Raw genomic sequence first — 26,086 nt, 5'->3', positions numbered from 1 at the left:
CTTGCTGAAATTGGTCTGATTTATCGGGGACAGCTTCCCCTGCCGACGTTTATACTTTACCCCATTGTCGTCATCCAGGGTTCATACGGGAGTCTCATGCGCCTGATCCACACGTCAGACTGGCACCTCGGCCAGTACTTTTTCACTAAAAGCCGTGCAGCCGAACATCAGGCATTTTTGCGCTGGCTGACCGGTCAGGTGCAACAACATCAGGTCGACGCCGTGATTGTCGCGGGCGATATTTTCGACACAGGTTCCCCACCCAGTTATGCCCGAGAATTGTATAACCGCTTCGTGGTGGAATTACAGCAAACCGGCTGCCAGCTGGTGGTGCTGGCTGGTAACCACGATTCTGTCGCCACGCTCAATGAATCGCGCGAGCTCCTGTCCTGCCTGAATACGCGGGTGATTGCCACCGTCGGTGAAAACCTTTCTGAACAGATTTTAGTGCTCAGTCAGCGTGACGGGAAACCCGGCGCGATACTGTGCGCTATCCCGTTTTTACGCCCGCGTGATCTGCTCGCCAGCCAGGCGGGACAGTCCGGCAGCGACAAGCAACTGGCATTGCAGGAAGCCATCGCCGCGCATTATGACGCGCTCTGGCAGGCTGCTCAGGCCAGACGTGACGAACTGGGCATGCCGCTGCCTATTATTGCGACCGGCCATCTGACGACTGTCGGCGTCAGTACCTCTGATTCCGTGCGCGACATCTATATAGGTACGCTCGATGCGTTTCCGGCGCAGGCCTTTCCGCCGGTCGATTATGTGGCACTGGGTCATATTCACCGTGCACAATGCGTCGCCAAAACCGAACATATCCGTTACAGCGGCTCGCCGATTGCCCTGAGTTTTGACGAACTGAGCAAAGCTAAAAGTGTGTACTTACTTGATTTTGATGGTGCGACGCTCAACGCCATCGACACACTGGAAATCCCGGTTTTCCAGCCGATGCAGATAATCAAAGGCTCGCTGGTGGAGATTGAACACCAACTGGCACAGTTCGAAGGCGGTGATCCGGCCAAACCGGTGTGGCTCGATATTGAAGTCTCCACCCAGGATTATCTCAGCGACATCCAGCGACGCATTCAGGCGCTGACGGAAGATCTGCCGGTAGAAGTCGTGCTGTTACGCCGCAGCAAAGAACAGCGCATCAACAGTATTGAGCAGCAGGAAAAAGAAACCCTCAGCGAACTGAGCGTCAGCGACGTGTTTGAACGACGACTGGCGCTGGAACCGGACCCTGACGAGCCGCGTCAGGCTCGGATGCGCACGTTGTTTGCGCAGGTGGTTGAACAGGTTAACAACGGTCAGAACGCGGAGGACGGCGCACAATGAAAATTCTCAGCCTGCGTTTAAAAAACCTGAACTCGCTGGAAGGCGAATGGAAAATTGATTTCACCGCCGAGCCGTTTGCCAGCAACGGATTATTCGCCATCACAGGTCCGACCGGTGCGGGGAAAACCACCCTGCTCGATGCCATTTGTCTGGCGCTTTATCATCAGACGCCAAGGCTGAACATTACACCAAGCCAGAATGAACTGATGACCCGCCACACCGCAGAATCGCTGGCCGAAGTGGAGTTTGAAGTCAAAGGTGTGGGTTACCGCGCGTTCTGGAGCCAGCGCCGCGCCAAAAATTCCCCTGACGGCAATCTGCAGGCACCGAAAGTGGAGCTGGCATTGCTGGCCGACGGCAAAATTCTGGCCGATAAAGTGCGCGATAAACTCGATGCCATCGCCACACTGACCGGGCTGGATTTCGGCCGTTTCACCAAATCCATGATGCTTTCACAGGGGCAGTTCGCCGCGTTTCTGAATGCCGATGCCAACGACCGCGCCGAATTGCTGGAAGAACTGACCGGCACCGAGATTTACGGGCTGCTTTCTCAACGCGTGTTTGAGCAACATAAAGAAGCGCGCATTGCGCTGGACGGTCTGCATCAGCGTATGGCCGGAATCGAACTGCTCAGCGAAGAACAGCGCCAGACGCTCGAAGCACAACGTGCTGAACTGAACACGCAGGAAATCACGCTCAGTCAGCAGGCGCAGCAGCGCCAGCAGGATCTGAACTGGCTGCAACAGTGGCAGCAGGTGCAGCAAAAACAGCAGCAGTCTCAGCAACAACTGACCGCCGCAGAGCAGGAAAATCTGGCCGCCGCGCCGCAGTTACAGCAACTGGCGCGCAGCGAACCGGCAGAAAAACTGCGTCCGTTACTCAATGATCGCCAGCGCTGTCAGGATGACGCGCAGCGCCTTCAGCAATTACTGATACAACTGACGCAGCAGCAGGAGCAGCAGATTGCACAGATGACGCCGCTGAGTCTGGCGGTGGAACAGGCGCACACTGCGCGGCAGAAACAGGCGGAAGAACAGCGTCAGATGCAGACGCTGATCGAAGAAAAAATCCTGCCACTGGATAGCGAAATCGCGCAATGGCGCAAATCGCTGGTGGAAACACAACAGGCGGTCAGCGAGTCGCAGAAACAGGCTGGTGAACATAGCGCGACGCTGCAGCAAATCACGGCGGAACGTCAGAAACTGGATGAGGAAAGCCGCCAGCATCACACCCGTCAGGCCGCGCTGACTGAAGCCCTTAACGTTGCACAACAACGTCAGGCTGAACTGGAAAAACAGTACCCGCAGGTAGTGTTACAGAAACGTCAAACCGAACTCATGCAGCTCCGGCCGGTGCGGCAGCAGCTGTTTTCACTCGCGCAAATCTTCCCGCAACTGAACCAGCGCGTGCAGCAACAGCATAAAGATTTTGCGCAGTACCAGACGCTGCTGGCCGAAGAAGAACTGCGTCTGGGCGCGATCCGTCTGCAATGTCAGAAACAGCTGGAGCATCTCAACGACGTTAAAGCACTGCATAAACAGGAAATGCTGATCGTCAGCCTTGAAGCCGAACGCGCGAATTTGCAAAGCGGCAAAGCCTGTCCGCTGTGCGGCTCGACATCACATCCGGCGATTGAACATTATCAGCAGGTTAAACCTTCTGAAACCGCGCAGCGTGTCGAGAAAATGCAACTGGAATTCGATGCAGCAAAAGCCAGCGGTATCGAACTGGCGGCAAAAATTAAAGGCCTGAAAGAGCAACAAACACGGCTGCAAACTCAGCTTGAGCAGGATCAGCAACAACTGAATGCGCATACCCTGAACTGGCAACAACTCAGTGCGCCGCTGAATCTGACGTTTACGCTGCATGATACCGCCGACATCACGCAATGGCTGACCGCCCGCGATGAGGAAGAGCAGCAGTCGCAGGCGCGGCTGAGCCAGCACGAACAGCTGGCGCGGGCTCTGCAACAGGCCAAAGATGCCCTGAACGACGCACTGAATGCACAGCAGAAAGTGCAGCAGCAAAGTGCCTTGCTGACAGAGCGCGTTACCCGGCTGGAAGAGATGCAGGCAAAATCTCAGCAAGACCTTGTGCGGTTGCAAAAGCAACTGGCGGAAGGTGAAAAATCCCTTTCTGAGCTGAATGCCCGACGCCTCGAACTGTTCGGAGAGCGTCAGGTTGCTCAGGTTCGCGAGCACTTACATCAGCAACAACAGGCGACAGAACAAGCGCTGAGTGATGTCCAGACCGCGCTGCATAAGGCGCAGGAACAGCGCGACCAGTTGGCCGGTCAGTTGGCCAGTACGCAGCAGCAACAGTTACAGACCGCCGCACAACTGACGCAGGTGGAACAGGCGTGGCAGCAGGCATTGAGCGCCAGCGGATTTGCGGATGAAGCCGCAGTGAAACTGGCGCTGCTCGACGACGCGTTGCGCCAGCAGCTTCAGCAACGCAAAGAACATCTGCAACAACAACTGGCGCAGGCGCAGGCATTACTGGCGGATGCCCGTCAGCAGCTCGAAAAACATCAGCTTGCCCGTCCTGCACATCTCAGTGAAACCGACAGTGATCTTAACGCCCTGACGGTGCAACAGGCGGAGCTGGCACAACAACTGAAAGTCCTGCAACAACGTCTGGGCGAAGTGAAAAATCAGCTGGAAAGCGACAAGCAACGCCACCATGGTCAGCAGACGCTGATTGCACAGATTGCGCAGGCGCAGCGGACCTGTGATGACTGGGGTTATCTCAACCAGATGATTGGCTCCAGCGACGGCGCGAAATTCCGTAAATTCGCGCAGGGTCTGACGCTCGATCATCTGGTGTATCTGGCCAACCGCCAGCTGGAAAAATTGCACGGACGCTATCTGTTGCAGCGCAAAACCAGCGATGCGCTGGAACTGCAGGTGGTCGATACCTGGCAGGCCGATGCCGTGCGCGATACCCGCACACTATCCGGCGGCGAAAGCTTCCTGGTCAGCCTGGCACTGGCCCTGGCGCTGTCCGATCTGGTCAGCGATAAAACCCGTATCGACTCGCTGTTCCTCGACGAAGGTTTCGGTACGCTCGATGCCGACACGCTGGATACCGCGCTGGATGCGCTCGATAGCCTGAATGCCTCGGGTAAAACCATCGGCGTGATCAGCCATGTCGAAGCAATGAAAGACCGCATTCCGGTACAAATCAAAGTCACCAAAGTGAATGGTCTGGGCATCAGCCGCCTGAGCAGTGAATTTAAAGTCTGACGGCGACTTTCGCGCAGGCATACCGCTAGTGAGATTGCTAGCGGTATGCCCTGTTGTGGATCCTGATTGTGAACACAGGCACAAAAATCGCACCAGCGCAGTGCGTTATCCTTTGCCAACCTGCTGAATTTCCGCTTTTTCGTGCTGATGCGCGTCCCCCGATAAACTGGCACGCCCTGTGCTTAACGTTATGTATACAAGTTGCAGTACAAGTTGCAACGCCTTCATAACCGCTAAGGGAACCGTCCATGAAAAACATCAAACCTGAAGTCGATAAAAAACGCCGCCAGCTGATGAAATGGCTTGCCATCACCGGCGGCGTTTCCACCCTTGGCGGTATGATCCCGACGTCAGTTTTTGCAGCCGACGACGATGAAATTCGTATTGGTTACTGGCCGATTGTCGGCGGTTTGCCGCTGTATGTGGCACTGGAACAGGGCTTTTTTAAACAAGCCGGGCTGAATGTGAAAGGCGTTAAATTCGCCAGTGCCCAGCAAATTGTCGAAGGGATGATCACCGGCAGGATCCACGGCTGCGCCAACGGCACGGCAACCGGCGCGCTGGGACTCGGGGCGATCACTTCACCGGGTCTGTTCAAAATTATCTGTTCTAACCCGTCAAACCATACGCTGGTGTTAGATGAATTTCTGGTGCCGCTGAATAGCCCGGCAAAAGCTATCAGTGACCTGAAAGGCAAAAAAATCGCCTGCGGTCCGGGGATCCAGAACGTCACGATGGCGAAAATTATTCTGGAGAAAAATGGCTTCACTAATCCGTCAGTCATTGAACTGCCGGTCGGACAACACGCGCCTGCTCTGGCCGCCGGGCAAATTGACGGCGTATATACGCTCGAACCGACCGGCACTGTCGGACGCATGAAAAACCTTTCGCGCACACTCGAAACCGGCGTTATTTCTAAATACGTGCTCGGCAACGCCGACGCCCCGTGGTTCGGCGGCGCAGCGGCGCTGAATTCCAGTTTTATCGCCAGCAAGCCGGAAGAAACCAAAAAGTTTATTGCCGCTTATCAGAAAGCGGTGGAATTCATTGCGGCTCACCCTGATAAAGCGCGCGAAAACGTCGCCGGTTACACCAGCATTGAACCGGCGCTGGTCAAAGAAGTGCCGCTGCCGGGCTTCGTGATGTATCCCGATTTGAAAGGCGACAACCTGCAATGGTTCCAGAAGTTTTATGACGTCTTTACGGAAAGAAAAATCTTCAGCAAGCCGGTGGATGTCGCTTCGCTGATCTATCAGGGATAAGGAGAAACAGGATGACTTCACGCTGGTCTTCAAGGTTACTGCCGCTGGTCGGCCCGGTACTGCTGTTTTTATTCTGGCAACTGGCCGTCAGCGCAAAATGGCTGAATCCCGTGCTTCTGCCCTCGCCGGTCGAGACAATCGGCTACATGTTCCAGTCATTTTCCGACGCGTCCATGCGCACCGACATCGGCGCAACCCTTTACCGCACGCTGGTGTCCTTTGCCTTTGCGGCGGTGATCGGCGTGCCGCTGGGCGTAATTTTGGGCAGCAATGAAAAGGTTTACCGCAGCCTGGAATTTCTGATCGACTTCTTCCGCTCCACGCCGTCGTCAGCGCTGATCCCGCTGTTTATGCTGATTTTCGGGATTACTGACGCCAACAAAATCGCCATTGCTGCCTTTGCCGCCGTGCTGGTCATCCTGTTCAACAGCGCATACGGCGTGATGAATGCCAAAAAAACGCGCCTGATGGCCGCCAAAGTGATGGGAATTTCCCGCTGGCATATTTTCAAAGACATCATGCTGATGGAAAGCCTGGCGCAAACCTTTGTCGGCCTGCGCACCGGCGTGTCGATCGCGCTGGTGATCGTGATCGTCGCCGAAATGTTTATCGGATCAGAAACCGGCCTCGGCCACCGGATCATCGATGCCCAGCAGGTGTTTAACATCAAAGATATGTACGCCTCGATCCTGATCACCGGCGCGCTGGGTTATCTGCTCAATCTGGCTTTTTTGCTGATCGAGAAAAAAACCGTCCACTGGAGTAGCAAAGCATGACGCACCCTCTCTCGCTGAATCCTGATTATAAAGGCCCGCAGTTGCCGCAATATGCCACGCGACCGGACACCCATGTGACGATCCGCGGGCTGAGCAAGTCGTTTGCCGGACAGCCGCTGTATACCGACCTGAATCTCGACTTACCGCGTGGAAAGATCGTGTCGATCTTCGGGCCGAACGGCTGCGGTAAATCGACCTTAATGAACATGATCGCCGGGCTGATCCCGGTAGATAAAGGCGACATTCTGTTCGACGGCAAAACGCTGGCGCAAACCACCATTGGCTATGTGTTTCAGAACTACCGCGACGCGCTGTTTCCATGGATGAGCGCCCGCGCCAACATCGCCTATCCGCTGATACGCCACGGCATGAGCAAAGCGGATGTGAATGCGCGGGTCGAAGAACTGACGCAGATGTTTGATATCCGTTTCGACCTGAAACGCTATCCGTATGAGCTTTCCGGTGGACAACAGCAAACTGTGTGCATCATGCGGGCGCTGGCGACGCGTCCGGAAGTGATGTTCCTCGATGAGCCTTTCTCGGCGCTGGATTTCGAGATGACGCTGTTTATCCGCGATAAATTACAGGAAGTGCAACTGGCGACCGGCGTCACTATGCTGATTGTTTCGCATGACCTGGAAGATGCGGTATTTCTGGCGGATGAGATTTTACTGCTGACGCGGCGGCCGACGCAGATTGCGGAAATCGTGCCGTTCGACCTGCCGCGCCCGCGAGGGTCGGAAATCATGAGCCACCCGGAATTTATCCGCGTGAAGGCGCACACGCTGGAAGTCTTTAAACGGGAGATGGCGCTTTAGCTGGCGGCAGTCTGTCGCCACTGACGCGGGCTGACGCCAAACCAGCGGCGGAAAGCCCGCGAAAAGGCACTGACTTCGGAATACCCTAGCAGCAGCGCCATTTCGGAAATCGGCAGTTGTTGCTGTTGCAGATAATGCGTCGCCAGTTCGCAACGGACGTTATCCACCAGTTGGGTAAACGTCAGGTTCTGTTCGCGCAGGCGGCGTTGCAGTGAACTCGGCGACATACCCATTTTTTCGGCCACTTCATCAAGCACCGGCTCGCCGCGTAATAATGCCTGACGTACCCGCGATCGCGCGCTGTCGGTGACCGACTGCTGCGACGGCGCATCCGCATTCAGACGGCGGATCGCATCCTGCATGACCAGCAACAGCGTCTGATCCCGTTCCGGCATCGCCCGCTGTAAATCGCGTTTGACGATCAGCAGGGAATTGTACGGCTGATCGAAATACACCGGCGCATCAAATACTTTGCAGTGTTCATGCCATTGCTGCGGACGCGGATGCTCAAAATGCACCTCACGCGGCGCCCAGTTTTTCCCCAGCCCGTGACGCAATAAATTGAGGATCATCCCCAGCGTCAGTTCCGCATCCTGCCGTCTGCACAGAATGCTGCCATGCCGCACCTGATAATCGAACCGGTAATGATCTCCCTTATCCACCAGCCGCGTCAGCGTATTGTGCTGATGAAAGGGAAAGGCATTCACTACGTTTTGCAGCGCGGTTTCTGCCGAAGAAGAACATAAACCGATGTAGCCAATCAGCCCTAATGACTGCGGTTTGAACTGTTTCCCGTAATGCAAACCGAAGTTATCACAACCTGACTGCGCCGCCGCTTCTTCCAGAACCTGACAGTAATTAGTCAGCCCGAGACTCAGCGTAGGTTGTTGCAGCAATTCAGGATTGATGTGGCAGATGCCGAACACACGATCGACATCTGCCCCTTTGGCCTGAATAAAATCGCTCAGGCCGCTGGCGGCTGCGGCCAGCACCCCCCGGTGACTGTCATTGCTGCGCGTCAGCGCGTTCAGCGCATTGCTGAAACCGGCTCCGGAAGCCGTTGAAGAAAGGCCTGTCTGCATCGTCTTTTACTCCCTTTATGTCGGCAATAAAAAGTGTCGGTGATAAAAGAGAATTGCAAGTTCCGTACCAGCACCTTGCTTCACGTCTCCGGGTGATAACCCAATGCAATACAATGAGATAAATTTTCGGCAGTTTTGCCAGCCGCCCCTGCGCCCTGCTACGACGCCCGCTTTTCGTGCAGCTTCATCCGATCACAAAGGGATGATGCGCCTTCGCCAGATACTCACGGCACAGGCGCAGGCTCTCTTGTTCCCATTCATTGCCAAGGCTTTGCGCCATTTCCGTGGTGGCATGCGATCCGCGCCAGGCCAGCAACTGAATCCGCCGCTGAATAATCAGTGTCGGGATCACCGCCAGATCGGCATCGCTCACGTGACAAATACGTGCGTAACCTTCCAGCCAGTGGCGGACCCACGCCCGCGCCTGCGGATGATGTTCAACAAAACTGATCGCCGCCGCCACATCATGCAGATACCAGCCCATACCGCAGTCATCAAAATCGATCACCCGGGTTTCGCCTTTGTGCAACAGTAAATTCGTCAGGCGCAGATCGGCGTGGATCAGCCCGTAGCGCTGTGCGCTCTTGCCGTAACTTTTCAGCACGCTGCCGGTGTGCGCCAGCGTCTCTTCAATCAGCGGGATCCCGGCCGCCGTTATGCCCGGCGCATCCTGCCAGCGGCCCCAGTGACCGTGCGGGCCGACCATGGTATCGCTGTCCCAGATAATACGGCGAAACCCGGCCGGATGCGGCCACTGACGGCTGTGCTGATGCAGGCGCGCAGTCACTTCCCCCAACTGAGCAAACGCCCGCGGATCCACATCCGTGGTTGGCATTTCGCCCTCAATCCAGTGAAAAATCACCACATTGCGGTTTTCAGTTTCGCTCACCGCGACAGTTTGCACAGCGGTACCATCCCGCCCTTTTACTGCCTCAGGCACCTGAATCTCGCTTTCACGCAGCGCATCCAGCCACGCCAGTTCACTCTCTATTTCATCCCGCTGGTGATAGCCCCCCCGGTGAACACGCAGTGCATAACGTTCGCCGTCGGGGCAGCGCAGTAAAAAAGTGGCATTTTCCGACCGGCAGATCAGCGAAAGATGCCCTTGCAGATCAGGGGAATAGCGGCGCAATGCTTCTGTTGCCAGCAGATTCAGGCTGGTGTCATCGAGCATGTCAGATTGTTTTGCAGTCATCAGGTTCCACTCCGTACCGGTTAAATCAAATCGATATTGCGGATAGCCAGAATGGAAGGGGCGCGTTTTCGTCGCTTGACTCAGGAACAGCAAATGTTGACCGCAAAACACGCGTGACGCACTGACGGCGAAAAGTTGACTGCAACGCACAGCAGTCAGCACGCTGAGGTCAAGTTTTACCGCTTTCTCCGGCGCATTATCAAATCACCTTCCGCCGTCATGGCATTTTTTTTGCACACCGGCAGTGACGTTGAAACCGCCTGTCAGGAGATGACTCTCATGTTGAAAACCAATGCGTTTGATGCCGCCAGCAGCGGCAATATTTCAGCCGACAATCTGGCGATGATAGAACGCCGCCGTCGTTTGCTGGGCCCGGCTTACCAGTTGTTTTACAAGAATCCAGTGCATCTGGTGCGCGGCGAAGGCGTGTGGGTGTATGACGCTGATGGCCGCCGTTATCTCGACGTCTACAACAACGTGCCTTCCGTTGGCCATTGCCATCCTCATGTGCTGGAAGCGCTGGTGCGTCAGGCATCCACGCTGAACACGCACACCCGTTATCTGCATGAAAATGTCCTGAACTTCGCCGAAAAACTGGTGGGTACCATGCCCGCTGAGCTGAGTCAGGTAATGTTCACCTGCACGGGCAGCGAATCTAACGATCTGGCGCTGCGTATCGCCGAAGATTTTACCGGCGGCACCGGCGTTATCGTCACCGAATTCAGCTATCACGGCATGACCAAAGCGATTGCCGGGCTATCGGCCTCGATGGGGCCATACGTTAAAGTGAACGGTGATGCGCGGGTGATTCCGGCACCGGTTCACCATCCGGCTAACCCGGCTGAAGTTGGCAAGCGCTTTGCCAACGACATCCGTGCCGCGCTGGCGGATATGGATCGCCATGGCATCAAACCGGCTGCCCTGATGATCGACACCTTCTTCACCAGCGACGGCGGTTTCTTCGATCCGGCCGGTTTTCTGAAAGAAGCCATCGACGTTATTCACGAAGCCGGGGCGTTGTATATCGCCGACGAAGTCCAGCCGGGCTATGGCCGTTCCGGCGAACATATGTGGGGCTTCCAGCGCCACGGCGTGTTGCCAGATATTGTGACGCTCGGCAAACCGATGGGTAACGGACACCCGATGGCGGGCATCACTATTCAGCCGCACATCCTGGAACGCTTCGGCAGTGAATCGAGCTATTTCAATACCTTCGGTGGCAATACCGTGTCTTCTGCGGTCGGGCTGGCGGTGCTGGAAGTTATCGAGCAGGAAAATCTGATTGCCAGTGTCGGGCTGGCGGGTAAAGCCATTCTTGACGGCATCACCGCACTCTCTCAACGCTTCCCGGCGATTGGCAGCGTGCGTGGCGCAGGACTGTTCGTCAGCGTCGATTTCGTCAACGAAAACGGCGGGCCGGATTCCGTTACCGCACTGGCGGTGGTCAACGCACTGCGCGAAGAAGGCGTGCTGATTGGTGCCTCCGGCCCGCATGCCAACATTTTGAAGATCCGCCCGCCGCTGGTCTTTACCGCAGAACACAGCCAGATCCTGGTCAATGCGCTGGAAAACGTACTGAGCAAGATGTTCTGACTGAAGCGGGTTACAAACGGAAAGGGCGCAAAATCTGCGCCCTTAAGTTGATAAACGGATAATGGCTTACAACGCGAAACGTGATTGCGGCCAAAGCCAGGCAGCGCCGCGTACACCGCTCGAATCACCGTGTACGGCTTTGAGGATCGGCGTTTCACATTCCCCGCCAAACACCCATTGTTTAATCAGCAGCGGCACCGTCTGATACAAACGATCCACGTTACTCATGCCGCCCCCAAAAACAATCACGTCCGGGTCGAGGATATTCACCACGTTCGCCAGCGCCTTGGCCAGACGACGCTCATAACGCCCGAGCGCCTGTTCTGCAGTTTCATCGCCCTGCTCCACCAGCGCAATAATCTCTGCGCCCTTGAGCCGCTGACCGGACAAACGAAAATAGTCTTCTGCAAAACCGGTGCCGGAAACAAAGGTCTCGACGCAGCCTGATTTCCCGCAGTAACACGGGACTTCACGGGCAAACTGCATTTCTTCTTCATCCTGCCACGGCAGCGGGTTATGCCCCCATTCCCCCGCATTGCCGTTGCCGCCCGCATGCGCCGCACCGTGAAGCGCCACACCGGAACCGCAACCGGTACCGATTATCACGGCAAATACGGTGTGACGGCCTGCACCCGCGCCGTCAGTGGCTTCTGACACCGCCAGGCAATTGGCATCGTTGGCAATATGCACTTCGCGTTTTAACAGCAGCGCCAGATCCTCATCCAGCTGTTGTCCGTTCAGCCAGACCGAGTTGGAATTTTTCACCTTACCGGTAAATGGCGACAAGGTGCCGGGGATCCCCACCCCCACGCTGCCACGTTGACCTGTGGCTTTTTCGGCGTCCAGCACCAGCCCTTCAATCGCTTTGAGCGTACGTTCGTAGTCATTTCTCGGCGTATCGACCCGTTTGCGAAACAGCTCTTTACCTTCATCAGATAACGCAATGACTTCTATTTTTGTGCCGCCTAAATCAATGCCAATTCGCACGTGTTGCTCTCCTTTTACACTTTGCAGGGTCAGTTTTTTTGAGTTTATTCAGTTTAGAAGCCAGACGCGACTGTCACCAGAATAAGCTGTTATGCAATGTTACAGGGTGCGGCGATTTCTTAACGACGGCTGACGCTCAATTGGTTATCATGCCGCCCTGCATTCATTTATTCAGCGTACCACGAGTGCGCCGGGACAGGGATAACGCCATGTTATGGTTTAAAAATTTGTTAGTTTACCGTTTGAGCCGTGAAGTTTCGTTATCTGCTGACGAAATGGAAAAACAGCTCAGTGCTTTCACCTTTACCCCGTGCGGCAGCCAGGACATGTCGAAAACCGGCTGGGTCTCACCGATGGGTTCCCACGGCGGCGATGCGCTGACGCATGTCAACGGTGGTCAGATCCTGATCTGCGCCCGTAAAGAAGAAAAAATCCTGCCTTCTCCGGTGATTAAACAGGAGTTACAGGCCAAGATTGAGCAGCTCGAAGGTGAACAACACCGCAAGCTGAAAAAGACTGAAAAAGATTCCCTGAAAGATGAAGTGTTGCACAGCCTGATGCCACGCGCCTTCAGCCGGTTCAGCCAGACATTCATGTGGATTGATACCGTTAACGGCCTGATCATGGTTGACGCCGCCAGCGCCAAGAAAGCCGAAGACATGCTGGCGCTGCTGCGTAAAAGCCTTGGTTCGCTACCAGTGGTGCCGCTGACCATGGAAAGCCCGATCGAACTGACGCTGACCGAATGGGTGCGTTCCGGCGATACCCCTGCCGGTTTTACGCTGCAGGACGAAGCCGAGCTGAAAGCGATTCTGGAAGAAGGCGGTGTGATCCGCTGTAAGAAACAGGTGCTGGTCAGCGATGAAATCGCCACGCATATCGAGAACGGCAAACTGGTGACTAAGCTGGCGGTTGACTGGCAGGAACGTATCGCCGTGGTGCTGGCGGACGACGGCAGCATTAAGCGCCTGAAATTCAGCGACGTCATTCGTGATCAAAACGAAGATATCGACCGCGAAGACTTCGCTGGGCGTTTCGATGCAGATTTCGTGCTGATGACCGGTGAACTGGCAGCGCTGATCCAGAACCTGATCGAGGCATTAGGCGGCGAAGCGCAACGCTAAGACCGGATGCAAAACGTAAAAAAGGCGCTCATGAGCGCCTTTTCTGTGTCTGAAGAACTTATTTAGTCAGATACTTACAGAGGTATGAGGTGGTTTCGCCGACCTGTAAGTTGAATTCACTTTTACCCGGAATGTAGAACGTCTCGCCTGGCTTAAATACCTGCCAGTCCGGCGATCCCGGGATCAACACTTTCAGTGAACCGCTGATCACCGTCATTTCTTCCGGCTTTGCGGTGCCGAAAGTATATTCACCGACGGCCATCACGCCAACACTGGCTGAACCCGTGCTTTCGCTGTCAAAACCAATCGACTTTACTTTCCCGTCAAAATACTCATTATTTTTCAACATAGATTGGCCCTTTGCGATAAATTTCAGAGCCTTCATATTAGGGGCAGAAAGCGCCTTCTGTCACTGATTATTACCGCTTTATCCGCACGAGACGACACCGCCCGCAAAGCGGTAGCGCTGATTTGATTTTACGGCCGCACAGTGCCATTGTGGGTAGCTGTTCGCCCCTCAGTCATACCTCAAACCACCAGTTCCGCCGCCAGTTTTGCCATCAGTACATTCGGTAACAGCACCGGAATATTCAGATATTTTTTCAGCACATCGAGGTGATGGCGGTTAAAGCCGATGCAATCAAGCACCACGACTTCCGCACCCTGTTCAGCCAGATGCATCGCCGCGTCCGTCAGCGCCTGATCGTCAGAAAGATACGGGCTGGCAACAGCAAAACAGGGCGCTTTGGCTAATTTTCGCCATTTGTTCGCCTGCTCAACCACCTGTGATTCAACCGGCACCACAATCCCCGCACGGTGCTGACCGACTATTGAAGCGATCAACGGTGGAATAATGCGGTCAGGCTCCAGCAGCAGCGCATTGTTAGCATGCAGATGATGAAATTCGCCGGTGCAAAGCAGCAGAATGGTCATGCAACCCAGGGCTTCCAGTACGTCGATTTTTTCCTGTAATCCGCTTTCCACGCGGTGCGCAGCCATCGTAACCTGCGAACCATCCAGCAGGCGGGTGACCAGTACAGCGTCGCCCTCAGCAGCCGCATAACGTTGCTCTATTTGCTCCCTGCTTAACCCGTCGAGTAAGCCCACATGGGTGACTGACCCGGCCGGCAGATGTTCCATCAGCAGCGGCATAATGTCGCTGCGTGGTGCCTGTCCGATTGTTAACGTCGCAAGGGATGTCATCATCGTGTTACTTCCGGTTTTGCAGGTGACGCAAGCTTCCGTACAGCGACAACAGGAGTTGATATTCATCGGCATCAAAGAACTGACAAGTGCCGCGGCCAAACTCTTTCGCCACTTCAACAGCAAATTTTGCCGCCAGTGCGATATCCACTTCATGACTTGCCCCGGTGCCACAGCCCGGCACAACAGATTCCGCCGTAATAGCCACACCGACCACCGGCACGGTCGTCGCCGTTGACGGTTGCAGAATACTGTTCAGATGATGCACACCGTTGCCGTAAGGCGTGATGTCCTGCGTGGTAATCGGAAAAGTGACCGCCGGTTTGCCGCTGGTCATTTCCATGATGCGCAGCAAATCTTCAGAAACACGCAGGATGTAACCCTCTTTCACCGTCGGTGAAATGGCGTAACCCTTGTGATTGATGATGCGGTTGCCTTTGGTGGTGTCGATAGACAGGATCGCGTCCACGCCGTCCACCACCTCGTTGTCGTTCATGGTCACGTCATCAATCGGCGAATCCATAAAATCGACCGGATCATGCGGACGGGTCGGTGCGTTCGGGCAAATGTGGGTGGTGATAATCACATCACCGTCGAGCACATCGCCCTTGCGCTGCATATCAGCCAGTTTGAGTGCGCTGGTGACAGCGGCAATCGCACCATCGCCATCAGAGACCAGACCGATACGCGTCGGACGCGCGCCAATCCCGCCCAGACGACCGATAATCCCAAGCGTGGGTGCCGTGCCGCCACTGCTTTTACCCTGACTGCCCGGCACGGTGATACGCACAAAATCGGTGCCACCTTTCGGGCCGTCAGCGCGGTGTGTGCTGGCGGTAATACCCGGATAACGGGCGAACAAGTCCACAATGTCCTGACCGCTGACGTGGGCGCTGTCAATCAGTTCGAAAACCGTTAATGTCTGTTGCAAACTCATCACTCAGTCCTCTTAAAACATCGCGACCGGCGTATTTCACGCAGTAGCCAAAACGGTCGCGGGTGCTGTTCATCGTGGAACAGTCAGGTGTTTAATGCTGGCTGAACATCAGCCCTGGTGTTGGTGCGGTACTCACTACTTTTTGGCACTGAAGATCGACGTGAAGAAACTGTAAAGCGCGTCACCGGCAATAAAACCTGCCGCCAGCACTTCCATTGGCGTACGCCCTTTTTCACCCCAGATCCGGATAATGATAATGCGCAGCACGATGCCGCAGACCACGGCCCATCCGGCCATCACGCTGTTGATCAGCAAACCGGTCGCCAGCAGGACGCCAAGCTGGCGTTTCGGTCCGCCAATCAGCTGAATCAATGCGCCCGGAATCGCCCAGATCAGCAGGCTGTGTGCAATGCCCGGCTGGGCACCGGCCTGAATGGTTTTGGCATAAACCCGCGCCACCGGCGGCACTAAATCCTGGGCGAAGTAACCGTAATGGGCGTACCACACCACCGGAATGGCGATGACAAATGCCAGCAATGCGGCGAATAACTGGATGCGGCGGCCGTAAAGTTCAGCCTGCAAATCTTTGCCATAACCGCGCAAAATAAATCCGGCTTTCAGATCAAAACCCATATCAGCAAATGCCGGGCCGGTAGCAGCGGTAAAGCCCGTCAGGACGCATAACGCCAGCGGTGGGAAACCAATCAGAATACCGATAATTAAGGTAATCAGCGCCACGGCAAAGGCAGGGAACCAGCCGGAGTGCATCGCGGCAATCCCGACAATCAGCTCGTGGAAGAAGGCGGCAAAGGCGGCGTAAATCACGAACGCAATCAGCATGCTGACTGACATTTCACTGTACAGGCCGCCCGCCAGCGCCAGCAGTGCCGCGATGGCGATATAACCGAATGCGCCCAGCCCGAGTGCTTTGCGCACTTCTTTCGCCGGTTGGGTAAAAGTGGTTTTGGCGTCGGCGTTTTTAGCACGCACCACCTGAATCACCTGCAGCAGCGACACCAGCCCCGCGCCGACCATCATGCCGTGAGGAATATACAGCGCGTTGAGGTCCAGCCCGGCGACCGGCTGCGCATAAGCGCGGATCAGCAAGCCAATACCAAACATGCTGAGCGCCCAGATATTGCCGATAAACGCCGTACCGAAAGCCGCCATCGGGATTTTCAGCATCGCTCCAGCCACACCAACAACTACACCCGCGACCAGCAACCAGGCCTGACGCCCGCCGTTATCACCGGCTTTAATCGCTTCAGCCGCCGCAACACCGGGTGGCCAGGCATTGCTGGCAGGAAACACTTTGGTGTCGAACAGGCGGTAAAGCAGGTAGGCATCGAGCAACATCGCTGCAGCCACACCGGTAAACATCGGCATGATCAGTTGCGGCTGGCCCATGACATAAGGAATTGCGATCGGCATCAGCAAACTGTTTGCCGCACCAAAGGTCGCAGATGAAATGACGGTTTGCGCCAGATTCTGCGTATGAACAGAACGGTAGCGGTAAAAAGCCTGCATCGGAATGCGTGCCAGTAACATGGCAAACAGCGCGCCTATAATCGAGGTATTCGGCGTAACGCCTAAAGTAGTAATCAGCTGGACACCGATGATTGCGCCTAAAACAGACAGCAGAATCATCACGATGAGAGTGCCAATATCCTTTAGCGGATTCTCCTTATTATTCTTTGCAGGTTGATCTGACATAAGGCCCCTGGTGTTGAGCAAGTATTTCACATAGCAAATAATCCGGGTCCGTTATTCGTCATTATCCTGACGGCTGCTACATGGCCGTTTTAGATAAATGCCAATACTCATCACCCAATTTTTCGGCAATTTGCCGGGTTACGGCAATCAGCCCTTCTTTTATTCCTTCCGGAATTTCTTTCCCCTGCGCCGGCGAAGGGAAAGATAAACATAATCCAACGGTTTCATTACGGTGCTTATTAAAAATACTGGTGGCTAAGGTACTTATTCCCAGCAACGTTTCGTTGTTGGCAAATGACACCCCCGTCAGACGGACATCGGCCAGTCTGGCTAACAAAACCTCCTTGCTCTCAGGCGAGTTAGCAGAATTCGCCTGATATTTTCCGCTAAACCGCGCCAGAACCTGGTCATCGGTATAGCGCGAAAGGATCGCGCGCCCGATAGCCGTTTCGTGCGCGGGCAAAAGGCTTCCGGCCGGAGTAACCACTTGCAGATACGTTCTGCCGGGAAACATGCGCATCACCATAATGTCGCGCCCTTCCAGCATCGAGATATAACCCGTGCATTGCGTCAGCTGACTGAGTTGCGTCATATACGGCGAGGCTAAATCCACCAGCGGGGCCGACAAATAATGGCTGGAGACGGCCAGTAATAATTTTCCGATGCGGTACAGACGGCTGTCCGGGTCACGTTCCAGCAGCCCTTGCGTTTCCATCGTCATCAGCAGACGGGACACCGTACTTTTCGGTAATTTTAAATTTTCGACCACATCACTGAATGACAAACCGGGATGCCCCTGACTAATCCCCTGTTTTGAAAATAATTTCAGTACCGCAGCCGCATTTTCTAATGTGGTCATAAAGGAGTGAGTTCCGGTATATGGAACAAGGTTCCTGTTAAGTTAAATAAAAACTAAAGCTGATACGTGTCAGCGTCAAGTCGTTTATTTTTCACGCACAACACATCCGACAAATGAATATGCTTAAAGAAATTCTTAAATAGATGGAATTAAGAGCCAGGCAAGTTAAATGCCGAGTATTAATGAGGTGACGGATGTAAAACTCAGCAGATTATCGTGATTAAATATTGCGCAAAATATACAGGGCGATGGAGGCTTCAATGAGGATGATGGTGATCGACAGGAGGGCAGGCATCACTTTGGCATGCTGATTAAAAAACGACATCAGGGACTTCATCATGGGTTCCATTGTTAGAGGTTAAAGTAATCACCTGAGTTATTATGTTACGCCCACATATACATCAGTACAATACTTAAGCATACGTGATCCCCCTCACATGACATGGCCCGTTTTGTTTACAGCGGATCCTGATTCGGGCTTGAGCCACAACGTGCTGACATAAAAAAACGAGCCACCTGGGCTCGTTTTGTCAGGAGATGAGCGGAATTCAGCGCGCCATCGCCAACGCCAGTGCATCCAAAATCAGATTCACGACAGTCTGCGGCTCCTGAGTTCCGTCGACCACATGATGGGCGGACTCCTGATAAAGCGCTTCGCGCTCATTCAGGACTTCTGTCATTTCTTCAGCGATCGGCTTGCCCGTCAGCGTCGGGCGCTGATCTTCCAGTGGTGCATCTTCCAGACGGTTTGCCAGGGTAGATGCAGGGGAACGCAGATAAATGACCGTACCATTTTCACCCATAAAATCGCGATTTTCCTGGGACAGCACCACGCCTCCCCCTGTGGCAACCACGGTCAGTGGCGAGGAAATGGCTTTTAGTGTCTCAGTTTCACGACGGCGGAAACCTTCCCAGCCTTCGCGCTCAACAATATCTGCCACGCTGAGACCAGAAGCGCACAGTAACGCCAGATCGGTATCGACAAATTTGTAGCCCAGTGCTTTCGCCAGAGCGCTGCCAACCGTCGTTTTACCTGCACCGCGTGCGCCGACCATGAAAATGGTTTGTGTCATTACCGCTATCCTTTATTCCCCGGGAGCCGTTAGCCCGCCTGATGAAAATCCATCATCAATATGAAGTGTGAGTGTCAGAAGTGGGTCATTGCACTGCCCTGCCGATGTACTCGCCAGATAGTACAACAAAAAAGCCTCACTGGCAGATTTTTGTCACCTGCCGGTGAAGCTTCTGTAGCGTTTTATTTACGCCGTTCAGGGCATCATACTGAAAAATCCTTGCTGCGCAATGGCCTGCAATAAGCTTTGCGAGCTCTATCCCCTAAGTGGCTGTATCAGCGAGGTTTACAGATATACACGAGTGCGGGCGGAAAATTCTTCACTACCCGGATTTTTTTCCAGGTGAAGTAACGTGATAACAATTTCTCTGACAGCTGGCTGTACTGGAATAAAACCAGCACGCCGTCTTTATCTTTCAACTGTTGCCGTGTGGTCTGCAGAATCCTGATGCTGGTACGCAAAGGCATCGACAGCAGCGGCAGACAGGAAAATACGGCGTCATACTGCGTGCTCATGTGCTCGGCAGAATGCGCCATCACCTGCAAACGACTATCTTTCATCTGATTAAGCTTACGCACAAACGCGGGCTGTATTTCAAAAGCCTCAAGCCTGGCATCTGCCCGCATACGGCTCAGGATGCGGCGGGTCAGAACACCGTCGGCCGCGCCCAGCTCGGCGATATCCAGCGATGTTGTCCAGTCAATCTGGCTGAGCATCGCATGGCACAACCACGGTGACGAGGGCATCAGCGTCCCCATCGTGCGTGGTGAACTAATAAAATTCTGCAAATAAAAAAACTGATTCTGAATCGAAATCCCGGTGTTCTTAATCGTCATTCTTGCGGCATTTAACATTCAAACGTCCTCCTGGGGATATAGACCCTTATATCACCTTTAAATTCTTAAGAAATGATTAATAAGGGAATAAATCGCCTGAAAGGTTCATATAAAATAAATTACATGGGATGATTCTCAAAATAAATGTGATAAGAAGCGTGATACAGGGAATAGAAAAGGCCAATGTCAGGTGACATTGGCCTTCTCAACTTCATATAACGTCATTGAAACTAATAAGAATCAGACGAATTAAACGACTCGTTTAAAACACCAGATTTTTATTTATACAATTCAACGCTTGCCCGGGTCAGACTTGAATCCCCCGGTGTGTCTGCACCGATCACACGGTAGTGATTTGCACCTTTATCTGAGGCAATCTGGTTCAGCTGGTCATGCAAGCTGCCCGGAACCGTATTCGGCGCGCTCACAGACACAGTGCCCAATGACTGGTAATTACCACTTTGCGCCTGCATTTCCGTAATAGGCGTTGCAGCCAGGGCTGAGAATGAAGCAACAGTAATAGCAACAGCTGTAATTGCAGGTAACAGTTTCATATTACGCACCTTTCTTTCGTTAGTTTCGTTAATTAATGGGGCGGAAGTAATCCGTTGAATTAATTATCGGCGAATCAATGAAAGCGGACGTAATCGAATGTAAAGAAATTCAACCATTGTGGTAAAAATAAGGAGACAACGAAAGTAATCTTTTCAGTCACTCTAACTGCCGGAGAAATAGAGATATTTAATGGAGAAAGTATGGAGAGTTTTCAAAGTTATTTATAACCCGCACAACTTTTGCACAAATCGACGCCGGCATGCAATCACTGTTATGATTATTTTGTATGAATTTTCTGTTGCTGTGATCGCCTGCACTGTCAGGGCTACAGAGTTCGGTTTCCCGCGCGCGCGGAGAACCTTTGCATAATCATAATGATGAAAGGGAGTATTTATGGCGGGTGGTAGTCTTCTGGCCTTAATCGATGATATCGCATCGATTCTTGATGATGTGGCGGCAATGAGTAAAGTCGCTGCGAAAAAAACAGCCAGCGTGCTGGGTGATGATCTGGCGCTGAATGCACAACAGGTCACGGGAGTGAAAGCCGATCGCGAATTGCCGATCGTGTGGGCCGTTGCCAAAGGCTCGATGATCAACAAAGCCATTCTGGTTCCGCTGGCCTTACTGATCAGTGCGTTTATTCCCTGGGCCATCACCCCGTTACTGATGATTGGCGGTGCCTATCTGTGCTACGAGGGTTTCGAAAAAATCGCCCATAAACTGATGCCGGGCGGGCATCATGAAGAAGAAAAACCGGCAGCCGCCGAAATAAAAAATGAAACAGAGGCTAAAACGCACGAAAAAGATAAGGTCAAAGGCGCAGTGCGCACCGACTTTATTCTTTCGGCTGAAATCATCGTAATCTCGCTGGGTATTGTTTCATCGGCGCCGTTCCTTAATCAGGTTACCGTGATGGTGCTGATTGCGGTGGCAATGACTATCGGGGTTTACGGGCTGGTCGCTGCGATAGTCAAAATTGACGACGCAGGTTTGTACCTGAGCAAGCTTGCCGGTGAAAGCAGCATCATGAAAGGTGTACGCGCCTTTGGCCGCGGCATCGTGAATCTCGCCCCCTGGCTGATGAAAATGCTTTCTGTCGTCGGCACCATCGCCATGTTCCTGGTCGGCGGCAGTATCATCAGCCACGGTCTGCCATTTATGCACAGTCTGATTGAGCCTCTGACGCACGGGCACGAAAGCTGGGTGAATACACTGATTACCGGTGCCACTGATTTAGTGGTAGGTCTGATTGTCGGTGCCGCCGTGCTGGCGCTGGTGATGACGGGACAGAAGGTGTTCGGTAAAAAATCATAATGCAGAAACATTGCGCCCTTCCTTATGCCGGAGGGCGCAATTCACCGCTATTCCCTTCAGTTCTTCGACGCCACCAGCATCATGATATCGCTGGTGAATGTACCGTCAGGCTGGATCTCAAAATGTTTTACCACGTCGTCAGACATCTTTTTTTGCAGCTCGCGGATAGCGACGGCGAAATGTTCAGGCGTGCGCATGCGGGCGATCCAACTGGTGAACTCCAGCGGCAAACGATCTGTCGTCACTTCACGCGCAACCAGCCCTGCTTCAGCCACCATGTTCAGCCATTCGCCTGGTGAATAGTTGCAAACATGCGAGGTGTCGCGCAGCACTTCCACGGTTTGCAGATAAATATTCAGCAACGGATGCCCCGGCGACACCACATCCATCATGATAAATTTCCCGCCTGGCTTCAGCACACGCGCCACTTCACGCAGCGCCTGCCCGACATCATGCCAGTGGTGCGCGGAATAGCGGCTGATAATCACATCCGCGCTGCGGTCGTCGAACGGCAGCGATTCCGCCACGCCCTGTTGCACGGTGATATTCGTCAGTTGCTTATCCCGCGCAGCCTGCGCAACCACGTCCAGCATCTGTGATGACAAATCGTAAGCAATCACATTTTTAACCACACCTGCTGCGACAAAGCTGGCGTGCCCTGCCCCACAACCCAGATCAATGACCCGCGCCTCGTTATAGGGTGCCAGCAACCCCGCCAGACGGTGTAAATCAGCGCCCTGCGAGTGAACCGCACTGGTCAGATAATCCTGAGCCTGTGAACCAAACTGCTTATCTACGGCCTGACTGTGAGTATTTCTTGTGTTCATCATTGCTCCTGTCTGTCTTGTTTTTGTAATAAGAATGCGGGTTTCAAATGACCTCAAAATCACTATAGGCATTGTTCTATACGGGTACAATATGAGCGTTTATACTGGTATCAATTACACCCTGTTTAAGTGAATATTATGATTGATAACGCAGAGTCGCTCAGCGGACCGAAAGCGCTGGGCACGTTTTTACGGACTCACCGCGAACGCGTGACGCCTGAAATGGTCGGGCTTCCCGGTTCACCGCGCCGCAGAACCAGCGGTTTGCGCCGCGAAGAACTGGCACAAATCAGCGGGATCAGCGCAACGTGGTATACGTGGATTGAACAGGGGCGTGATGTGTCCATTTCCGCTGCGACCCTTGACAGCCTGGCCAAAGCGCTGCGCATGGAACCTGCGGCACGAGAGTATTTATTCAGTCTGGCGTCGGTGAAAGATCCGCAGGTATTACCCTCTTCCGGCGCACCGGACGCCAGCCTGAAAGAGTGTGTCAGTCAGTTCGCCTGCCCCGGTTATCTGCTCGACAGTAGCTGGAATGTACTGGCGTGGAATCCGCAAGCGGAGGCGTTGTTCAGTGGCTGGCTGGGGGTTGATGAACACCCTAATTTGCTGGATTTTATGTTCCTGCATCCGCTGGCACGCCAGTTGGTCACAAACTGGCCGGAACGCGCCAAACGTGTAGTGGCGGAGTTTCGTGCCGAGACCAGCCATTACGCCCATTCTGAAACAGTCCGTCAGTCGGTAATCAGCCTGCGCGATCGCAGTCACGAGTTCAATCAGTGGTGGTCGCAGCAGGAAGTGCTGGCGCGTGAAGGCGGTGAACGCCGTTTTCATCATCCGCTTCAGGGCGAAATCTGTTACCGGCAACAGACATTTTTCCCTGCCGGATATGCAGAATGTAAGCTGGTGATTCTGGTACCGGAAGCGTAAAAAACGAGGGTGGCCAGCTTGCTGTTTTTTCTCGTTTAACTGGCGTTTTCACCAATTGACATACAGATGCCGGATATGTGAGGCTGATTTTTTTGGTTTCCTAAATAATTGGTTTCCTCCATGACAGGATAATGCCCATGATGACTCGCCAGATCTATCAGGATGAAGAATTCGAAATTCGTGTAGCGACCGAACTTGAGGCCGTCACGCATTTAGCGGCGGTTAAAGCCTCCGTGAAGGAAATTGGCGCATGGGAATCCTGGTGTACGGATAAATATTCGCTTGAAGACAGCCGGAAATATCTGGCCGACAGCGAGCAGAAACGCCATCGCGGCGCAGAATTCAATTTCTGTGTATTTGAGCGTTCAGGCGATAATCTGATTGGCAGTGTGGGCATCAACCGCATCACGCCGGAGTATAAATTCGCCAATCTCGGTTACTGGATCCGCACCGGTTATACCGGCCGCGGACTGGCGACGCTGGCAGCCAGAACGGCGGCGCGCTTTGCGTTTACCGAGCTGGAGCTGACCCGTCTGGAAATCGTGGTAATGGAGGGCAATGACCACAGCCGCCGGGTGGCGGAAAAAACGGGCGCGATATCAGAAGGTCTGCACCGCAACCGGCTTTATTATCACGGCCAGCCGCGTGACGCCTGGATGTATTCCCTGATCCCGGGCGATCTCTGAGACTGGTTTCACAAAAAAGATAAGGCAACAGAACATGACTTTTTCTACCCATACCGTATCTACCGACTGGCTGGCGAAGAATCTGAACTCACCGGACGTGGTCATTATCGATTGTCGTAAATCCAAACCGGGCATTACACCGCCCCTAGATTTCCACGCAAAATATCTCGAAACGCATATTCCCAATGCGATTTATGTGGAAGTCGACAGCATCTCTGATTGCACGACCGGCCTGCCACACATGATGCCGACAGCGGAAGAATTCGCTGCGTCGATGAGCCGTTTAGGCGTGGCCGATACGCAAACCATCGTCCTTTATGACGAAGGCGATTTATTCTCCGCGCCACGCGTGTGGTGGATGCTGACCAGTTTCGGAGCCAAAAGCGTACGCGTGCTGGATGGCGGTCTGAACGCATGGATTGCCGAAGGTAAGCCGACGCAAAGTGGCGAGCACACCCGCGTGCCCACGACGTTCAACGCCAGACTGGTGCGTCCGGTGGTCGTGAGCGCAGAACAGGTCAAAGACGCCATCGGTAACGTGCAGATTATCGACGCCCGTTCACTGGCGCGTTTCAAAGCCGAGGCACCGGAACCACGTCCCGGGCTGCACGGCGGTCATATTCCCGGCAGCCTGAGTGTTCCGTTTACCGAATTGACGCAGGGCGGACACCTGAAATCACCGCAGGATCTGAAGGCAACGTTTGAGCGTCTGGGAGTGGATCTGAATAAACCGGTGATCACCAGTTGCGGATCCGGCGTGACGGCCGCCGCACTGGCATTTGGGCTGGATTCTCTGGGTGTTAAAGACGTGCTGCTGTATGACGGTTCGTGGGCTGAATGGGGCGATATTAACGAAGATTTTCCGATTGAAACGCACTGATCCCATGATGCAGAAAAACGACAACCGGGCACCGTGCCCGGTTTTTTTATGTCGTTTTTTGCAATGCAGGCATCAGCTCACTGACGCCAAACGCCTGAGCTAATGCTTTCATCTGGCTGATGACGCGGTAAGCCTGCCGCGGCACTTCGGTAAATCCTTCAATAAGTAAGGGATGACTGATCGGTTCATCCACGATGTCATGTAACGCCTGCCGCAAAATTGCCAGATCCTCCGCAGAGGTCTCCCGAGAAGTAATCAACGGTAAACCCGGTACAGCGGCCGTTTGTCCGATCACCGCCAGCCCGCTGAGGGAGCGGGGTTCGCTACGGCGCAGGAGTTCCAACGTCACGCAGTCAATCGCCGCGAGGTCGGCGAGATTCTGCTGAACGTAATGAAGCGATTCGCGGTGGCTGCCGGTCGCCGTCGCCCGCGAGAAGAATGCCCCGTCTTTGGCCAGCGGCGCGACCAGTGCACGCAGGCTGTTATAACCTGACTGGGAGTCGGTGCTGTTAAACGCCAGCCGCCGGTGACGGAAACCGGCCAGATGCAATCCGGCATCCTCCTCACGCGCCAGCAAAAAACTACGGTAACGGAAACCGTCGCAACCGGGGGCGTGATAACTGAATGTGCCTACCAGCTGAACCTGCGGCAAGCTTTCCATCAGCGGGAAACCGCAGGTCTGGCTGAGCAGTAAATCCGGCGCCTGCCAGTGTGAGAATAAATCCTGCGGCCAGTTAAGCCTGTCCGGCGTGGAGGCGAGGCCAAGTTGCCTGAGTTTTTGGCGTAACACTCCGGCGAACGCTTCCACATCAGCGCGAGAAACCGCGTACATCGGCAAAGACATCAGCATCATCTG

At 54.1% G+C, this 26,086-nt stretch carries 24 protein-coding genes; 11 read left to right on the top strand and 13 right to left on the bottom strand.

The window, feature by feature from the left end:
- Nucleotides 1–96: 96 nt before the first annotated feature.
- The 5 genes from sbcD to AACU55_RS06035 all read left to right on the top strand — a co-directional run bounded on the left by sbcD (nt 97) and on the right by AACU55_RS06035 (nt 7,436).
- Nucleotides 97–1,335, top strand: a complete 1,239-nt coding sequence (gene sbcD, locus AACU55_RS06055; RefSeq protein WP_134706833.1) for an exonuclease subunit SbcD — start codon at nt 97–99, stop codon at nt 1,333–1,335.
- A complete protein-coding gene (gene sbcC, locus AACU55_RS06050; protein ID WP_134706832.1) occupies nt 1,332–4,580 on the top strand; it encodes an exonuclease subunit SbcC in 3,249 nt (1,082 codons plus the stop codon). The genes sbcD and sbcC overlap by 4 nt, the downstream gene beginning before the upstream one ends.
- Nucleotides 4,581–4,828: 248 nt before the next feature.
- Nucleotides 4,829–5,842, top strand: a complete 1,014-nt coding sequence (locus AACU55_RS06045; RefSeq protein WP_134706831.1) for an ABC transporter substrate-binding protein — start codon at nt 4,829–4,831, stop codon at nt 5,840–5,842.
- Nucleotides 5,843–5,853: 11 nt separating this feature from the next.
- Nucleotides 5,854–6,618, top strand: a complete 765-nt coding sequence (locus tag AACU55_RS06040) for an ABC transporter permease (protein WP_037036792.1) — start codon at nt 5,854–5,856, stop codon at nt 6,616–6,618.
- The gene (locus AACU55_RS06035) at nt 6,615–7,436 is read left to right on the top strand and encodes an ABC transporter ATP-binding protein (RefSeq protein WP_240785684.1); all 822 of its coding nucleotides are present in this window, start codon (nt 6,615–6,617) and stop codon (nt 7,434–7,436) included. Before AACU55_RS06040 ends, AACU55_RS06035 begins: the two co-directional genes overlap by 4 nt.
- Here AACU55_RS06035 and qhpR read toward each other — a convergent pair.
- Both qhpR and AACU55_RS06025 read right to left on the bottom strand, forming a co-directional pair.
- Nucleotides 7,433–8,518, bottom strand: coding sequence for an AraC-like transcriptional regulator QhpR (gene qhpR, locus AACU55_RS06030; protein WP_240785683.1), 1,086 nt, complete (start codon nt 8,516–8,518; stop codon nt 7,433–7,435). The two genes, AACU55_RS06035 and qhpR, sit on opposite strands and share 4 nt — an antisense overlap.
- 184 nt (nt 8,519–8,702) lie before the next feature.
- Nucleotides 8,703–9,713 (bottom strand): phosphotransferase enzyme family protein, encoded by a 1,011-nt coding sequence (locus tag AACU55_RS06025; RefSeq protein WP_134706830.1) that lies wholly within the window; start codon nt 9,711–9,713, stop codon nt 8,703–8,705.
- 279 nt (nt 9,714–9,992) lie between these two features.
- Here AACU55_RS06025 and AACU55_RS06020 point away from each other — a divergent pair, with 279 nt between their 5' ends.
- Nucleotides 9,993–11,306, top strand: coding sequence for an aspartate aminotransferase family protein (locus AACU55_RS06020; RefSeq protein WP_051931130.1), 1,314 nt, complete (start codon nt 9,993–9,995; stop codon nt 11,304–11,306).
- A gap of 66 nt (nt 11,307–11,372) precedes the next feature.
- On the opposite strand, the gene mak is transcribed toward AACU55_RS06020, so the two are convergent.
- Nucleotides 11,373–12,293: a fructokinase gene (mak, locus tag AACU55_RS06015; protein WP_134706829.1), complete on the bottom strand. Its 921-nt coding sequence runs from the start codon at nt 12,291–12,293 to the stop codon at nt 11,373–11,375.
- Nucleotides 12,294–12,502: 209 nt separating this feature from the next.
- Between mak and rdgC the strand changes: the two genes are divergently transcribed.
- A complete protein-coding gene (rdgC, locus tag AACU55_RS06010) occupies nt 12,503–13,417 on the top strand; it encodes a recombination-associated protein RdgC (protein ID WP_112151734.1) in 915 nt (304 codons plus the stop codon).
- Between the two features lie 58 nt (nt 13,418–13,475).
- Here the strand turns inward: rdgC and ppnP are convergent, their stop codons facing one another.
- From ppnP to AACU55_RS05970, 8 genes are all read right to left on the bottom strand, one after another.
- Nucleotides 13,476–13,766, bottom strand: a complete 291-nt coding sequence (ppnP, locus tag AACU55_RS06005; protein WP_013576688.1) for a pyrimidine/purine nucleoside phosphorylase — start codon at nt 13,764–13,766, stop codon at nt 13,476–13,478.
- Between the two features lie 179 nt (nt 13,767–13,945).
- Nucleotides 13,946–14,623 carry an AroM family protein gene (locus AACU55_RS06000; RefSeq protein WP_037036786.1) on the bottom strand — a complete coding sequence of 226 codons (678 nt, stop codon included), beginning with the start codon at nt 14,621–14,623 and terminating at the stop codon, nt 13,946–13,948.
- 4 nt (nt 14,624–14,627) lie between these two features.
- Nucleotides 14,628–15,557 (bottom strand): DUF1177 domain-containing protein, encoded by a 930-nt coding sequence (locus tag AACU55_RS05995; RefSeq protein ID WP_112151735.1) that lies wholly within the window; start codon nt 15,555–15,557, stop codon nt 14,628–14,630.
- A gap of 135 nt (nt 15,558–15,692) precedes the next feature.
- Nucleotides 15,693–17,270 (bottom strand): OPT/YSL family transporter, encoded by a 1,578-nt coding sequence (locus AACU55_RS05990; RefSeq protein WP_134706828.1) that lies wholly within the window; start codon nt 17,268–17,270, stop codon nt 15,693–15,695.
- A 76-nt stretch (nt 17,271–17,346) separates the two neighbouring features.
- Complete coding sequence (locus AACU55_RS05985) at nt 17,347–18,129, bottom strand: IclR family transcriptional regulator (RefSeq protein WP_037036780.1); 783 nt, start codon at nt 18,127–18,129, stop codon at nt 17,347–17,349.
- Nucleotides 18,130–18,677: 548 nt separating this feature from the next.
- Entirely contained in the window at nt 18,678–19,202 is a 525-nt protein-coding gene (gene aroL, locus AACU55_RS05980; protein WP_134706827.1) for a shikimate kinase AroL, read from the bottom strand.
- Nucleotides 19,203–19,477: 275 nt separating this feature from the next.
- Nucleotides 19,478–20,056: a class I SAM-dependent methyltransferase gene (locus AACU55_RS05975; RefSeq protein ID WP_037036778.1), complete on the bottom strand. Its 579-nt coding sequence runs from the start codon at nt 20,054–20,056 to the stop codon at nt 19,478–19,480.
- 260 nt (nt 20,057–20,316) lie between these two features.
- Nucleotides 20,317–20,592, bottom strand: coding sequence for a DUF1471 domain-containing protein (locus AACU55_RS05970; RefSeq protein WP_013576696.1), 276 nt, complete (start codon nt 20,590–20,592; stop codon nt 20,317–20,319).
- Nucleotides 20,593–20,986: 394 nt separating this feature from the next.
- On the opposite strand from AACU55_RS05970, the gene AACU55_RS05965 reads away from it, so the two are divergent.
- Nucleotides 20,987–21,907 (top strand): DUF808 domain-containing protein, encoded by a 921-nt coding sequence (locus AACU55_RS05965; protein ID WP_037036774.1) that lies wholly within the window; start codon nt 20,987–20,989, stop codon nt 21,905–21,907.
- Nucleotides 21,908–21,963: 56 nt separating this feature from the next.
- Here the strand turns inward: AACU55_RS05965 and AACU55_RS05960 are convergent, their stop codons facing one another.
- Nucleotides 21,964–22,734 carry a class I SAM-dependent methyltransferase gene (locus tag AACU55_RS05960; protein WP_134706826.1) on the bottom strand — a complete coding sequence of 257 codons (771 nt, stop codon included), beginning with the start codon at nt 22,732–22,734 and terminating at the stop codon, nt 21,964–21,966.
- Nucleotides 22,735–22,872: 138 nt separating this feature from the next.
- Between AACU55_RS05960 and AACU55_RS05955 the strand changes: the two genes are divergently transcribed.
- The 3 genes from AACU55_RS05955 (at nt 22,873) to sseA (ending at nt 25,230) form a co-directional block, all read left to right on the top strand.
- On the top strand, nt 22,873–23,664 hold the full coding sequence (locus tag AACU55_RS05955; protein WP_119261903.1) for a helix-turn-helix transcriptional regulator: 792 nt from the start codon (nt 22,873–22,875) through the stop codon (nt 23,662–23,664).
- Nucleotides 23,665–23,801: 137 nt separating this feature from the next.
- Complete coding sequence (locus AACU55_RS05950) at nt 23,802–24,350, top strand: GNAT family N-acetyltransferase (RefSeq protein ID WP_134706825.1); 549 nt, start codon at nt 23,802–23,804, stop codon at nt 24,348–24,350.
- A 34-nt stretch (nt 24,351–24,384) separates the two neighbouring features.
- Complete coding sequence (gene sseA, locus AACU55_RS05945; protein ID WP_134706824.1) at nt 24,385–25,230, top strand: 3-mercaptopyruvate sulfurtransferase; 846 nt, start codon at nt 24,385–24,387, stop codon at nt 25,228–25,230.
- Nucleotides 25,231–25,276: 46 nt separating this feature from the next.
- Here sseA and AACU55_RS05940 read toward each other — a convergent pair whose 3' ends face one another.
- Nucleotides 25,277–26,083, bottom strand: a complete 807-nt coding sequence (locus tag AACU55_RS05940) for a phosphate/phosphite/phosphonate ABC transporter substrate-binding protein (protein WP_134706823.1) — start codon at nt 26,081–26,083, stop codon at nt 25,277–25,279.
- Between the last annotated feature and the right edge of the window lie 3 nt (nt 26,084–26,086).

Origin of the sequence: Rahnella sp. CJA17(1/100), from assembly GCF_963881615.1 — a bacterium.
GTDB lineage: Bacteria > Pseudomonadota > Gammaproteobacteria > Enterobacterales > Enterobacteriaceae > Rahnella > Rahnella aceris.
The sequence above is the reverse complement of the archived record's forward strand: the minus strand, read 5'-3'. Positions and strand labels throughout refer to the sequence as shown.